This window comes from Bradyrhizobium sp. 41S5, assembly GCF_011516665.3.
Taxonomy (GTDB): domain Bacteria; phylum Pseudomonadota; class Alphaproteobacteria; order Rhizobiales; family Xanthobacteraceae; genus Bradyrhizobium; species Bradyrhizobium quebecense.
This window is the reverse complement of record NZ_CP083721.1, coordinates 4,769,749-4,783,257: the sequence shown is the minus strand read 5'-3', so window position 1 is coordinate 4,783,257 and position 13,509 is coordinate 4,769,749. Positions and strand designations below refer to the sequence as shown.

The 13,509-nt window shown below is 64.1% G+C and carries 12 protein-coding genes; 8 read left to right on the top strand and 4 right to left on the bottom strand.

Annotation, left to right across the window (positions count from 1 at the left end):
* Window positions 1–249: 249 nt before the first annotated feature.
* From HAP47_RS23305 to HAP47_RS23290, 4 genes are all read left to right on the top strand, one after another.
* Complete coding sequence (locus HAP47_RS23305; RefSeq protein WP_173642593.1) at window positions 250–2,523, top strand: hybrid sensor histidine kinase/response regulator; 2,274 nt, start codon at window positions 250–252, stop codon at window positions 2,521–2,523.
* A 191-nt stretch (window positions 2,524–2,714) separates the two neighbouring features.
* Entirely contained in the window at window positions 2,715–3,074 is a 360-nt protein-coding gene (locus HAP47_RS23300) for a membrane dipeptidase (RefSeq protein ID WP_173642594.1), read from the top strand.
* Between the two features lie 90 nt (window positions 3,075–3,164).
* Entirely contained in the window at window positions 3,165–4,232 is a 1,068-nt protein-coding gene (locus HAP47_RS23295) for an ABC transporter substrate-binding protein (protein WP_173642595.1), read from the top strand.
* 57 nt (window positions 4,233–4,289) lie between these two features.
* Window positions 4,290–5,186 carry a haloalkane dehalogenase gene (locus tag HAP47_RS23290; RefSeq protein WP_173642596.1) on the top strand — a complete coding sequence of 299 codons (897 nt, stop codon included), beginning with the start codon at window positions 4,290–4,292 and terminating at the stop codon, window positions 5,184–5,186.
* Window positions 5,187–5,249: 63 nt separating this feature from the next.
* On the opposite strand, the gene HAP47_RS23285 is transcribed toward HAP47_RS23290, so the two are convergent.
* Window positions 5,250–6,227 carry a GlxA family transcriptional regulator gene (locus HAP47_RS23285; protein ID WP_173642597.1) on the bottom strand — a complete coding sequence of 326 codons (978 nt, stop codon included), beginning with the start codon at window positions 6,225–6,227 and terminating at the stop codon, window positions 5,250–5,252.
* 151 nt (window positions 6,228–6,378) lie between these two features.
* Between HAP47_RS23285 and HAP47_RS23280 the strand changes: the two genes are divergently transcribed.
* Window positions 6,379–6,642, top strand: a complete 264-nt coding sequence (locus tag HAP47_RS23280) for a tautomerase family protein (protein ID WP_173642598.1) — start codon at window positions 6,379–6,381, stop codon at window positions 6,640–6,642.
* A gap of 168 nt (window positions 6,643–6,810) precedes the next feature.
* Here the strand turns inward: HAP47_RS23280 and HAP47_RS23275 are convergent, their stop codons facing one another.
* The 3 genes from HAP47_RS23275 to HAP47_RS23265 form a co-directional block, all read right to left on the bottom strand.
* On the bottom strand, window positions 6,811–7,260 hold the full coding sequence (locus HAP47_RS23275) for a GNAT family N-acetyltransferase (protein WP_173642599.1): 450 nt from the start codon (window positions 7,258–7,260) through the stop codon (window positions 6,811–6,813).
* 235 nt (window positions 7,261–7,495) lie between these two features.
* Window positions 7,496–8,905 carry a type I glutamate--ammonia ligase gene (gene glnA / locus HAP47_RS23270; RefSeq protein ID WP_173642600.1) on the bottom strand — a complete coding sequence of 470 codons (1,410 nt, stop codon included), beginning with the start codon at window positions 8,903–8,905 and terminating at the stop codon, window positions 7,496–7,498.
* Between the two features lie 151 nt (window positions 8,906–9,056).
* A complete protein-coding gene (locus HAP47_RS23265) occupies window positions 9,057–9,395 on the bottom strand; it encodes a P-II family nitrogen regulator (RefSeq protein ID WP_011441447.1) in 339 nt (112 codons plus the stop codon).
* A 354-nt stretch (window positions 9,396–9,749) separates the two neighbouring features.
* On the opposite strand from HAP47_RS23265, the gene HAP47_RS23260 reads away from it, so the two are divergent.
* From HAP47_RS23260 to HAP47_RS23250, 3 genes are all read left to right on the top strand, one after another.
* Complete coding sequence (locus tag HAP47_RS23260; protein ID WP_173642601.1) at window positions 9,750–11,249, top strand: NAD(P)H-hydrate dehydratase; 1,500 nt, start codon at window positions 9,750–9,752, stop codon at window positions 11,247–11,249.
* Entirely contained in the window at window positions 11,224–11,688 is a 465-nt protein-coding gene (locus tag HAP47_RS23255) for a GNAT family N-acetyltransferase (RefSeq protein WP_173642602.1), read from the top strand. Before HAP47_RS23260 ends, HAP47_RS23255 begins: the two co-directional genes overlap by 26 nt.
* A gap of 168 nt (window positions 11,689–11,856) precedes the next feature.
* Window positions 11,857–13,473 carry a B12-binding domain-containing radical SAM protein gene (locus tag HAP47_RS23250; RefSeq protein WP_173642603.1) on the top strand — a complete coding sequence of 539 codons (1,617 nt, stop codon included), beginning with the start codon at window positions 11,857–11,859 and terminating at the stop codon, window positions 13,471–13,473.
* Window positions 13,474–13,509: the final 36 nt, after the last annotated feature.

The following is a 13,509-nucleotide window of genomic DNA, read 5'->3' as shown; positions in this document are numbered from 1 at the left end:
GCCACAAAATTCAATCTGAGACGCGACCCCGCCGGGCTCCGCGCCTAACCGACCTTTCTCCGTACTTATACGGATACGAAAGTGGCGGATTGCTGGGCCGGACTCGGCTAAGCAAGAAGCGGAAGCCACCCGATGTTGCCCCGGCGCCGACGATCCTTTTCGATATTGTTTTGCTTTTCCATTTTCCGGTGCGCAACTGCTCACGATGAGTTGGTCGGGATGAATTTGTCGGGCCGACTGGCGGCCGGGATGATGCTTCCCGTCGTCACACTCCTGCTTGCGCTGGGCTTCATCCATGGCGTCGCCTGGCCGGGCATTCTGCTCGCCGGTGGTGTGGTTTCGGTGGTGTTGATGACGGCTGAGGTGATTGCGAGGTCGCAGTCCAGAACGCCCGCCCAGTTGGTGCGGGCGGCGGAGGCGCTGTCGCGCGGCGAGCCGGTCTCGATACGCCCAAGCGGCGACGACGAGGCCGCTCAGCTCGCTGCGACGCTTGCCGAACTGTCCGCGCAATTGGGCAGCAGGCAGCACCTGCTGGAGAAGACCGTCGAGAGCATCCGCGATCCGGTGGTGGTCGCCGACGAGCATGCGATGATCGTGATCGTCAACGCCGCGGCGCGGCGGCTGTACCATGTCGAACCCGGTTTTGACACCCTGACCGGCGTTCGCACCTTTCAGAACTACTATGCTGACGGCACGACTGTGATGCCGATCGCGGAGACGCCGATGGCGCGTGCGCTGCGCGGCGATGACGTCGACGATTGCGAGCTGATCGTCAAACCGCTGCGGCCGGAACCGGCTGTCTGCCTTGTCGCCAACGCCAGGCCGCTGCGCGACGATGCCGGCAATTTGCGCGGCGCGGTCATCGTGCTGCGCGACGTCACCGCGGAGCGTCAGGCGCATCAGGCGCTGGTGGAGAGCGAGCAGATGGCGCAGGCCATCGTCAGGACCGCGCTCGACGCCTTCGTCCAGACCGACCAGGACGGCATCGTGCTCGATTGGAGCCCGCAGTCCGAGGCGCTGACCGGCTGGACGTGCGCCGAGGCGGTCGGCCGGCGCGTGGTCGAACTGGTTTTTCCGGAGGAGTTGCGGGTTGCACACCGGCAGCGCATCACCCGCTTCCTGCAGGAGACCGCGGCCGGCGGCATGGGCATGCGCTATGAAACCGCATCCGTGCACCGCGACGGCCACCGGTTCTATGTCGAGGTGTCGCTCAATGCGCTGCGCCGCGGCGATGGCTGGATCATCAATTCCTTTGTCAGGGACGTCACCCAGCGCCGGCGCGCCGAAGAGCAATTGATCCAGGCGCAGAAGACGGAATCGCTCGGGCGATTGACCGGCGGCATTGCGCACGACTTCAACAACATGCTGACCGTGATCACCGGCACGATCGAGATCCTCGCCGACGGCGTCAGGGATAACCCGCAGCTTGCAGCGATCGCCAAGCTGATCAGCGATGCCGCCGATCGCGGCGCGCAACTCACCTCGAGCCTGCTGGCATTCGCGCGCAAGCAGCCGTTGCAGCCCGCCGAGACCGACGTCAACGACTTGATCGGCGAAGTGGTCCGGCTGCTGTCGCAGACGCTGGGGTCGCAGACCGAGATTAGCACGGAGCTCGGCCGCAACGCCTGGCTCGCCTTTGTCGACCGCAGTCAGCTCGGCGCCGCGCTGGTCAATCTCGCCATCAATGCGCGCGACGCGATGCCTGAGGGCGGCACGCTGACCTTTGCGACCCGCAACATGCAGCTCGGGATTCCCGATGCCGTCGCGCACGGCGTCGAGCGCGCCGGCGATCATCTCGTGATCGAGGTGACCGACACCGGTACCGGAATTTCGCCGTCGCATCTGGAGAAGATCTTCGATCCGTTCTTCTCCACCAAGGAGGTCGGGCAGGGCACCGGGCTCGGGCTCAGCATGGTGTTCGGATTCGTCAAGCAGAGCGGCGGCGGGATCGAGGTCAAGAGCGAGCAGGGGCGCGGCACCATCTTCAGGATCTATCTGCCCAAGGCGGACGGCACGGTGCAGCGCGCGGTCGAGGAGGACGATCTGCCGGTCAGGGGCGGCAACGAGACCATCCTGTGCGTCGAGGACGATCCCACGATCCGCGACTATGTGATTGGCCAGCTCGAAAGCCTCGGCTACACGGTGCTGGTCGCGGCAAACGCAGATGCCGCGCTCGAGATCGTCAACCGCGGCACCGGGTTCGATCTCCTGTTCACCGACATCGTGATGCCCGGCAGCATGAACGGCCGGCAATTGGCGGAGACGCTGATGGCCGGGCGCCCGGCGCTGCGGGTGCTGTTCACCTCTGGCTACAGCGATGGCGCGCTGCCGGCGCAACAGGGACGTGGCGGCCATGGCATTCCGCTGCTGACCAAGCCCTATCGACGCGGCGAGCTGGCGCGGATGCTGCGGCGCTGCCTCGATCTTCAGGTCGACTTTCAGGGCGATCCGGTTCCGCAGCCTTACTCCGTGCAGCCCGATCTGGAACGCTTCCTGCGCGAGAACCCGCCTGAGAAGAACTAGTCCACAGCGTGGACCCATCGCTTTCGCAAGCCCCGACACGATGGATATCGCGGGAGTTTATCATCGGGCCGCGCGCCGCGCGGACCCGTTGGCTCAACCCATCCTGCGCGCTACGCTGCTCGACGCGGGCAAGGCGAAGGAGAACAGTGCGGTGCAGGAAAGCGGCAAGGTTGCGATCTTCGACGGCCATAATGACGCGGCTCAGCACCTCGCTGAATACCGGGCAGGCGGGCGGGATTTTCTCGTGCGCTCCGAGGATGGTCATCTCGATCTGCCGCGTGCTCGAGGTACGCCCGGACGGGCACCGCGATCCGGACATCCCGATCGAGACCGTCGTCGATCACCTCAGCTATCTGGTCGAGCGGATGGGTGACGACCACGTTGCGCTGGGGTCCGATTTCGACGGCGCGCTCATGCCCGTTCCGTTGAAGGACGCAAGCCATCTCCCGAACCTGATCGATGCGCTGCGGGCACTCGGCTTCGATGACGCAGCACTGCGTAAGATCGCCTTCGACAACTGGATGCGTGTATTCCGCCAAAGCTGGCGGTGAAAACTGCTGCACACTGCCCGTCGATCGTGATCTATTGTGGCTGCACAACAACGGCGCGGCCGGTTAACGGCCCGATTCAGGGAGCATGGAATGCAGGACCGCAAATGGTTGAGACGCGACTGGCTCAAGGTGACCGCGGCGACGGCCGCGGGCATGGTGTTCGCCGAACCGCTGCGGGCGGCGCCGCCGCCGGCCGAGGCCGTGACGCCGGAGCTGATCGCGGCCGCCAAGCGGGAAGGCAAGATCTCGTTCTACAGCGCGCTCGAACTGAACACGGCGGAGCGTCTGGCGCGCGACTTCGAGCAGAAATTTCCGGGGATCAGCGTTCGGGTCGAGCGCTCCGGCGCGGAGCGCATCTTCCAGCGCATCGCCCAGGAGCAGGGCAGCGGCATCCACGCTGTCGACGTCGCCAACTCGACCGATCCCGCGCATTACCTTGACTGGAAGAAGAGCGACTGGCTCGCGGCCTATCTGCCGGAAGATGTCGCCAGGCATTTTCCGGCCGATCAGATCGATCCCGACGGCACCTCGGCGACGTCCTGCGCCTGGTTCGAGGTGATCGGCTACAACACCGAGCAGGTGAAGCGCGAGGAGGCGCCGAAGAGCTACGCCGATTTGCTCGATCCGAAATGGCGCGGCAAGATCGTCAAGGGCCATCCGGGCTACTCCGGCGCGATCTTGACCGCGACCTTCGTGCTGGCGCGCGATCTCGGCTGGCCGTATCTGGAAAAGCTGGCGCAGCAGCGGGTGATGCAGGTGCAGTCGGCGGCCGATCCGCCGAAGAAGATCGTGCTCGGCGAACGCGCGGTCATGGCCGACGGCAACGACTATAACCTCGTGCTGGCCAAGGATCAGGGCAAGCCGGTCGAGGTGGTCTATCCGACCGAGGGTGCGCCTCTGATCATCGTGCCGAGCGGCGTGTTCAAGAGCGCGCCGAACCCGAACGCGGCACGGCTGTTCCAGAGCTACTTCTTCAGCGCCGAAACCCAGCAGATGCTCGCCGACGAATTCGCGCACCGTTCGTTCCACGCCAGGGTGAAGGAAAAGGCCGGCCACGTGCCGCTCGACAAGCTGAAGATGCTCAAGGCCGACCCGGTCCAGGTGCAGGCGCAGAGTGAAGAGATCAAGGCGCGGTACGCGAAGCTGTTTCGCGTGTGACGGCCGGTCCTCGCCCCCCATCCTGCGAGCGACGTCAACAACGAGGAGCATTGGACAATGGCGATCGGGGCTTTGCGGACCGCGGATGCATGCTTTGATGGCCTTCCCGGCTATGCGTTCGCGCCCAACTATCGTGACGATCTTCCCGGCTATGCCGGCTTGCGCATGCATTATCTCGACGAGGGAAGGGGCAATGCCCGTGTTGCGCTGTGCCTTCATGGCCAGCCGACCTGGAGCTACCTTTACCGCAAGATGATTCCCGGCCTCGTCGCCTCCGGCTATCGGGTGATCGCGCCTGACATGTTCGGGTTCGGTCGCTCCGACAAGCCTGTCGAGGAGTCCGTCTACACCTTTGACTTCCATCGCGAGAGCCTGATCGCCCTGATCCGTGCGCTCGATCTCGGTCGCATGACGCTGGTTTGCCAGGACTGGGGCGGTTTGCTCGGTCTCACCATCCCGATGGAGATGGCCGATCGCTTCGAAGCGCTGCTGGTCATGAATACCATGCTCGCGACCGGGGACCGCCCGCTGACGAAGGGCTTCATGGATTGGCGCGCGTGGAGCAACGCAAATCCCGACATGGCGGTCGGCAAACTGATGGCGCGCGCCTGCCCGCAGCTCTCACCCACGGAGGCTGCGGCCTATGACGCACCTTTCCCTGATGCCAGCTACAAGTCCGGTGTGCGCAGATTCCCAAATCTTGTGCCGGACCAGGCCAATGCCGGCGGCGCGGCCCTCTCACGCAAGGCGCGCGAATGGTGGCGAAGCGAATACTCCGGCAAGACCGCGATGGTCATCGGCATGACCGACCCGGTGCTCGGGCCGGCCGTGATGGCGGAGCTGCGGCAAACGGTCCGCAATTGCCCCGAGCCGGTCACGCTCACCGCAGCCGGACACTTCGTGCAGGAATGGGGTGAGGATGTCCTGAGGGGCGCGCTGCCGCTCCTGTCCTGAACGCGGAGGTGGGCAAGCCGGGCAACCGGAGCCGCGCCGCAAAGCTTGAACCGATGGGTAATCTCAGGCCGCACGCATCGCCCGCTGTGCGCGGTAGGCCTGAGGCGACAGCAGCGTCAGCTTGCGGAAGGCCTTGCGAAAGCTGCTCTCGTCCTCATAGCCGGTGGCGCGAGCGATCGTCTTGATCGGTTGCGCCGTCGTCTCCAGCAGCGTGCGGGCGTGCTCGACGCGGCGGCGCATGATGAAGGCCTGCGGCGGCTCGTGGGTCAGTTCGCGGAAGCGGCGGTTCAGCGTGCGTTCGCTGAGGCCCAGCGCCTGCGCGAGGCTGCGCACCGTGATCGGTGCCTTGCCGGTGCGGCGCACCAGCATATCCGCCTTCATCAGCAGTGGGTCCTGGGCGAGCATGTAGCCAAGCGGCATGAAGATCGCCTGCGTGCGTTGCGCGGTGTCGATCACCGCATAGTCGGCGCAGACCTTCGCGACCTCCGGGCCTTCGACGAGCTCAATCAGCCGCAGCAACAGGTCGACCCACGACATCGGGCCGGCGGCACAGACCAGGCGGTCGGCCTGCGTGAGCACGGCGTCGCTGGCGAGGTCGATCCTGGGATGGCGGCGGCGGAGCTCGCTCTGCAGCCACCAGGTGATGGTGGCGCGGCGGCCATCGAGCAGGCCGGCATTGGCGAGCAGCAGCACGCCGCTGCAGAAGGCGCCGATCAATCGTCCACCAGCATGTTGCTGGCGCAGCCAGGCGCCGGCCCGGTCATATTGCGGTTGCAGGCGCTCGGCGGTCAGATGATCGACCAGGCTGCCCGGCACGATGATCGCGTCGAATGCCGTCCGGTTGCTGACCGCGCCGTCGACGGCGAGCAACTTGCCGCCGCCGGCGCGCACCGCCTTGCCGTCGAGCGAGAGCGTTTGCCAGGTGAAGCGCGCCTTGCCGGCGCGCAGCTGCATCACATGGTTGCCGAGCGTGAGGATGTCGGCGATGCCGGCGACCGCCGATTGCATGCAGCCTTCCAGCGCGAGTATCGCAAGCTTCATGGGACCTCCGGAATTTGCCGCCATCCTACCCGATCGGCGCAGGCAGGCCATGGCAGATATTGCCCGATCTCTGTCCGATCGGCCACTGCCTGATCGCACCGCGCCGGTCCATCTTCGTTGCGTTGTCACAACTCAGCAATGGAGAGAGACCATGCCTTACGTCACCATTTCCACCGTCCGCGGCATCTTCGATGTCGTGCAGAAGCAGACGCTGCTGCAGCGCGTCACCGATCTCATGGTCGAGGTCGAGGGGCAGGGTAACCCGGATTTCCGCCGCAACGTCTGGGTCAAGATCGAGGAGGGCGAGCCGGCGTGCTGGTCGCTCGGCGGCATGATCCCGACGCCCGACATGATCGCGGGCAATTTCGGGGCGCTCGACGCCGGTGGACGGCGGGTCGCCAAGGCGAAGGCCTAGCCGCAGTTGGTAGGATGGGTAGAGCGAAGCGAAACCCATCGCGCCGGTGCAAGCTTCGAGATGATGGGTTTCGCTTCGCTCTACCCATCCTACAAGATCGCTCAAAAACAAAAGGCGCTTCCGGTGGAAGCGCCTCTTGCACGCGTCATGATCTGTTCATGACGGAGGCTAAGGACGACGTACTTCGAAGTAGGTCTTGCCGCCCCGCTGAAATCCAGCTTCTTCATAGAAGCGGAGGGTCGTCTCCCGCTTCGATCCCGTCGCCAATGAGACCTTGTAGCAGTCGGCCTGCCAGGCAACATCGAGCGCGTGCGCAAGAACCCGTCGGCCGAGCCCCAGCCGACGGTAGTCGGCGTGAGTGACGACGTTCTCGATCACGCCATACGATCTGCCGCCTCGCGTCAGGTTGGGCACGATCGCGAGTGTGCACGAGGAGACAAGCTGCTCTGCCGCTTGCGCCACGATCACGGTCATGAAGCTGGATGCAAGCAACGTCGACCAGACACGCTCGGCAGCGGCCGTCTCCAGCTCGGGATCGTGCTGATGAAGGTGTCGATAAAGCTTCAACAGCTCGGGCAGTTCGTGTTCTGCCGCAGATCGGACGATGGCTTCGGTCATGGACGTATACCGCGGATCATGGCTTCGCAGGGATGCTATCAGAGTCCGTGCTTGATTCCTTCAGAGCGTAGGATGGGTAGAGCGCAGCGAAACCCATCGCTTTTCGCCGAGGTCCGCGACGATGGGTATCGCTTCGCTCCACTCATCCTACGGATCGCGCCTCGTGGCTACACCACCCAAAAACAAAAGGCGCTTCCGGTGGAAGCGCCTTTCGCGTTCGTGAGGTGCCTAAAGCTTACAGCGAGTAGTACATCTCGAACTCGACCGGGTGCGGCGTCATTTCGAAACGGGCGACCTCGGTCATCTTCAGCTCGATATAGGCGTCGATGAAGTCGTCGTCGAACACGCTGCCGTTCTTGAGGAACGCGCGATCCTTGTCGAGGCTCTCGAGCGCCTCGCGCAGCGAGCCGCACACGGTCGGGATCTGCTTCAGCTCTTCCTTCGGCAGATCGTACAGGTCCTTGTCCATCGCCGGACCCGGATCGATCTTGTTCTTGATGCCGTCGAGGCCGGCCATCAGCATCGCGGCGAAGCCGAGATAGGGATTGGCCATCGGGTCGGGGAAACGCACCTCGACGCGCTTGGCCTTCGGGTTCGCGGTGTAGGGGATGCGGCAGGACGCCGAGCGGTTGCGCGCGGAGTAGGCGAGCAGCACCGGCGCCTCATAGCCCGGGACCAGACGCTTGTAGGAGTTGGTCGACGGGTTGGTGAAAGCGTTGATCGCCTTGGCGTGCTTGATGATGCCGCCGATGTAGTGCAGGCAGGTTTCCGACAGGTCGGCATACTTGTTGCCGGCGAAGGTCGGCTTGCCGTCCTTCCAGATCGACTGATGGACGTGCATGCCCGAGCCGTTGTCGCCATAGACCGGCTTCGGCATGAAGGTGGCGGTCTTGCCGTAGATGTGGGCGACCTGGTGGATGCAGTATTTGTAGACCTGCATCTGGTCGGCCATCAGCGTCAGCGTGTCGAACTTCATGCCGAGTTCGTGCTGGGCCGAAGCGACTTCATGGTGGTGCTTCTCGACCTTGACGCCCATCTTGGCCATCGCGCCGAGCATCTCGGAGCGCATGTCCTGCACCGAGTCCTGCGGCGGCACCGGGAAATAGCCGGCCTTGGTGCGGATGCGGTGGCCGAGGTTGCCGCCTTCATATTCGGTGGCCGAGTTGATCGGCAGCTCGGAGGAGTCGAGGCGGAAGCCGGTGTTGTAGGGGTCGGCCGAGTAGCGCACGTCGTCGAACACGAAGAACTCAGCCTCGGGGCCGACGAACACAGTGTCGCCCACGCCCATCGACTTCACCATGGCCTCGGCCTTCTTGGCGATGCCGCGGGGGTCGCGGTTGTAGGGCTCACCGGTGGTCGGCTCGAGCACGTCGCAGGTGATGACCATGGTGGTCTCGGCGAAGAACGGGTCGATCGTCGCGGTGACCGGGTCGGGCATCAGGCACATGTCGGATTCATTGATCGCCTTCCAGCCCGCGATCGACGATCCGTCGAACATCGTTCCCTCGGCGAAGATGTCATCGTCGATCATGCTGACGTCGAAGGTGACGTGCTGCCACTTGCCGCGCGGATCGGTGAAGCGCAGGTCGACGTATTTGACGTCGTTGTCCTTGATCGATTTCAGGACGTCTTTGGCGGTCTTCATGAATACCCCTTATGGATGTGCGGGTCGGTTTCCAGCGGAGAGGGACGTTATTCCCGCTTTTGGCGAGTTCGTGTGACTGCTGAAACGAAATGAGGCTGCCGAAGCAGCCTTTCTTCTCTTTTGCCGTCAGAAAATCCGGATAGCACCGCCCTCAAATAGCGTCCAGCCCGGATTCGCCGGTCCGGATGCGGATGGCTTCCTCGATGTTGGAGACGAAGATCTTGCCGTCGCCGATCCGCCCGGTCTGGGCCGCGCGGCGGATCGCGTCGATCGCCTTCTCGACCAGGTCGTCACCGATCACGATCTCGATCTTCACCTTGGGCAGGAAGTCGACGATATATTCCGCACCGCGATAGAGCTCGGCATGGCCCTTCTGGCGGCCAAATCCCTTGGCCTCGGTCACGGTGATGCCTTGCAGTCCGACTTCCTGGAGCGCTTCCTTCACCTCGTCGAGCTTGAAGGGCTTGATGATGGCTTCAATCTTCTTCACTGAGCGCCTCCCGGGCATTGCAGATTGCAGGGTCGAGTTCGATGCGCGTGGGGCGCAGTCTGGTTGGTCTTAAGTCTTCCGGCGGGTGGCCGGAAACACACGCAATGGTCGCATCGAGCGGCATTGTGCGCGGCTTCCTCAAAAGCAGGGTCTATGCCAAGTTGTTAAGGTCCCCGATTTCGGAATGTTATCAGCCTTTTAACAGGCAGTCGGCTGGTATCGAACCACATGGGCTATGATATCCAAGCCCAACAAATAGGCAAATAGATCAATCCGTATGCAGTCGGCCAGTAGAAACCCTGCGAACGTCACAGGAATTGCCTCTCGAAAAGGCGAAGCGATTGAGGATTCGGCATGGACGTTCTGACCACCACCGAGATGGAGCGCGCCGACCGGCTGACTATCGCAGCCGGTACGCCGGGCTTCGCGCTGATGATGAGCGCCGGCCAGGCCGTCGCTGAAGCCGCAATGGACCTGGTCGAGGAGGGGCCGATCGTCGTGGTCGCCGGCCGCGGCAACAATGGCGGCGACGGCTTTGTCGCCGCCGCCGAGCTCGCCGCGCGCGGACGAGAGGTGTCGGTGATCCTGCTCTGCGAGCGTGACAGCCTGCAGGGCGACGCGGCGCTGGCGGCGAAGGGCTGGAAATATCCGGTGCTGCCGTTCAACCCGCAGGCACTCGGCAAGCCGGCGCTGATCATCGACGCGCTGTTCGGCGCCGGGCTCAATCGTCCGGTCAAGGGCGACCCGCTGGAGATGATCGCGGCCATCAACGCCAACGGTACGCCGGTGCTGGCGGTCGACCTGCCGAGCGGTATCAACGGCACGTCGGGCGCCGTCATGGGCGCGGCCGTGCAGGCGACCGAGACCGTCACCTTCTTCCGCAAGAAGCCTGCGCACCTGTTGCTGCCGGGCCGGATGTATTGCGGCCGGGTGCGCGTCGCCGACATCGGCATCGCGGCGGAGGTGCTCGACGAGATCAAGCCGCTGACCGCGGAGAATATGCCGCAGGCCTGGCGATGGTCGTTTCCGGTGCCGCGGATCGATGGCCACAAATACGCAAGGGGCCATGCCGTCGTGGTCTCGGGTGACATCGCCTCGACCGGGGCGGCGCGGCTCGCCGCGCGCGCGGCGCTGCGCGCAGGCGCCGGCCTGGTGACGCTGGCCTCGCCGCGCGATGCGCTCGCCGTCAACGCGGCGGCGCTGACCGCGGTGATGGTGCGCGCGGTCGACAATCCGATCCAGTTCGCCGAACTGCTCGACGACAAGCGCCTCAATGCCTGCGTGATCGGCCCTGGTGCAGGCGTCAGCGCGCGCACCCGCGACTTCGTTCACACCGCGTTGTCGGCGCAGCGGCATCTGGTGCTCGACGCCGACGCGCTGACCAGCTTTGCCGGTTCGCCGGACCGGCTGTTCGAGGCGATCAAGGCCTCCGACGGTCTTGGGGTGGTGCTCACCCCGCATGAGGGTGAGTTTCCGCGGTTGTTCAGCGATATCTCCAACAAGCATCCCGGTCGCTCGAAGCTCGAGCGCGTGCGCACGGCGGCGGAGCGCTCCGGCGCGGTGGTGCTGCTGAAGGGGGCCGATACGGTGATCGCGTCTCCGGACGGCCGCGCCACCATCGCCGCCAACGCGCCGCCATGGCTTGCCACCGCCGGTGCCGGCGACGTGCTGTCGGGCATCGTCGCCGGCTTCCTGGCGCAGGGCGTTGCGGCCTTCGAGGCCGCCAGCATCGGCGTGTGGTTGCACGGCGAAGGCGCCAGCGAGGCGGGGCCCGGCCTGATCGCGGAGGATCTCACCGAAGTGCTGCCGGCCGTGTTCCGCCGGCTCTATGACGAGTTCGGAATTGAGTATTAGGCGGCTCCAGCTTGCCGACATGGATGCCGCCGCACGCGTGCACCGCGCGGCGTTCGACGAAGCGTTGCCGTGGCTCGCGGGCCTGCACACGCCGGATGAAGATCGCCGGTTCTATCGCAAGCGGATGTTCGCGGCGTGCACGCTGTGGGGCGCGTTCGACGGCGGGGCGATGAGCGGCGTCATCGCATTCCACGACGACTGGATCGAGCAGTTCTATGTGCTGCCGGCCGCGCAGGGCCGCGGCATCGGCGGCGCGCTGCTCGAGATCGCGCAGCAGGGCGCGGACCGGCTGCAACTCTGGACCTTCCGGCGCAATGCGCGGGCGCGCCGCTTCTACGAGGCGCGCGGTTTTGCCGCGGTCGAGGAAACTGACGGCAGCCGCAACGAGGAGAGGGAGCCGGACGTGCACTATCTCTGGGCGCGCGGGGCCGGCGGATGACATATCGATCGGATTGACTGACCCCAGGCGGATCCGGGGAACAGGACGGGGCTCACGGCGGGACGAAAGATCGTCTGGCAATCGGCCACCATTTGAGCACTTAATGCCTGTATCGACGAGCGAAAGTACCCTTGAGCCTCGAAGCCGCGTGGTACGGACCGGAGCACCATGACGAGTCCCTGCCGCGTTCTAATGATCTATCCGAAGTTCGTTCCAGACTCGTTCTGGAACTATACGGAAGCTTGCGAACTCGTCGGCGCGAAGTATCCGGCGGCGCCACTCGGACTGATCACCGTCGCCGCCATGCTGCCGAAGCATTGGGAGATTCGGCTCGTCAACCGTAACACCGAGCCTTCAACCGACGAGGACCTTGACTGGGCCGATCTCGTCATGATCGGCGGTATGCTCAACCAGCAGCCCGATTTTCTCCACCTGATCGATCTCGCCCACCGGCACGGCAAGCCGGTATGTGTCGGTGGGCCTGACGTCTCCTCGAGCCCGCACCTTTACGCGGCTGCGGACTTCCAGGTGATCGGCGAGGCCGAACACATCATCGAGGAATTCATCGCCGCCTGGGAACGCGGCGAGCGCGAGGGCGTATTCATCGCCGAGAAATTCAAGATCGACGTCACGCTAAGCCCGATGCCCCGCTACGATCTGATCAAGTTCGATCATTATCTCTTTATTGGCGTGCAATATTCGCGTGGCTGCCCGTTCACCTGCGAGTTCTGCGATATAATCGAGCTGTACGGGCGCGTGCCGCGCACCAAGACCCCCGATCAGATTCTCGCTGAGCTGCAAGCGCTCTACGATCATGGTTATCGTGGGCATGTCGATTTCGTCGACGACAATTTCATCGGCAACAAGAAAAACCTCCGCATCTTACTGCCGCGGCTTAAAGCCTGGCTGGAAGAGCGAGACTATCCGTTCGAGTTCTCGACCGAAGCCTCGATCAATATCGCTGATGACAGCGAGCTGTTGCAGGCAATGAAGGACGCGAACTTCTTCGGAATTTTCGTCGGCATCGAGAGCCCGGATCCAGAGACCCTCGTGCAGATGAAGAAGAGTCAGAACACCAGGCGCAACATCGCCGAGAGCGTTCACAAGATTTACGACTATGGCATGTTCGTCACCGCGGGTTTCATCGTCGGGTTCGATACCGAGAAACTCTCAATGGCGCAGGCGATGATCGACTTCATCGAGGAGGCGAGCATTCCAGTCTGCATGGTCGGACTGCTCTATGCGCTGCCTGGCACACAGCTGACGCGGCGGCTAGCCCAGGAAGGCCGCCTGCACGAAGGCCATGATCTGATGAAGGTCGAACAGGCGGGCGACCAGTGCACGCTCGGCTGCAATTTCGACACCAAGCGTCCGCTTCGTGACATCCTTACGGATTACAAGGCTGTGCTCGGGCACGTGTACAGCCCGACAGCATACGCAGGACGGCTGTCGCGGCTTTCCGTCATGCTCGACCGGTCCGACCGGCGCCGCGATCTGCCCGATGGCGACGTGCGCACGAAGCTTGGCGGCATCGAGGGCGTGCACAGGATCATGCGGACCCTGCCGGAGGTTCGCGAGCCGTTCTGGAAGACCTTCGTCGAGGTCGCCAAGTCCAACCCAGGCGCACTGCGCTACATCGTGATGCTGATGGCGCTGTACCTGCATTTCGGGCCGTTCTCGAAGCACGTGATCGGTGAGATTGACCGCCGGATTGCCGAGCTGGATGCCATGCCTCCGGTAAGGGGCGCGGAGCTTGTGCCGCGAGCTCAGCTTGACGCCGTTTGATGGACGGCAAAGTTCGCTGGACTCTTGGGCCGCTGA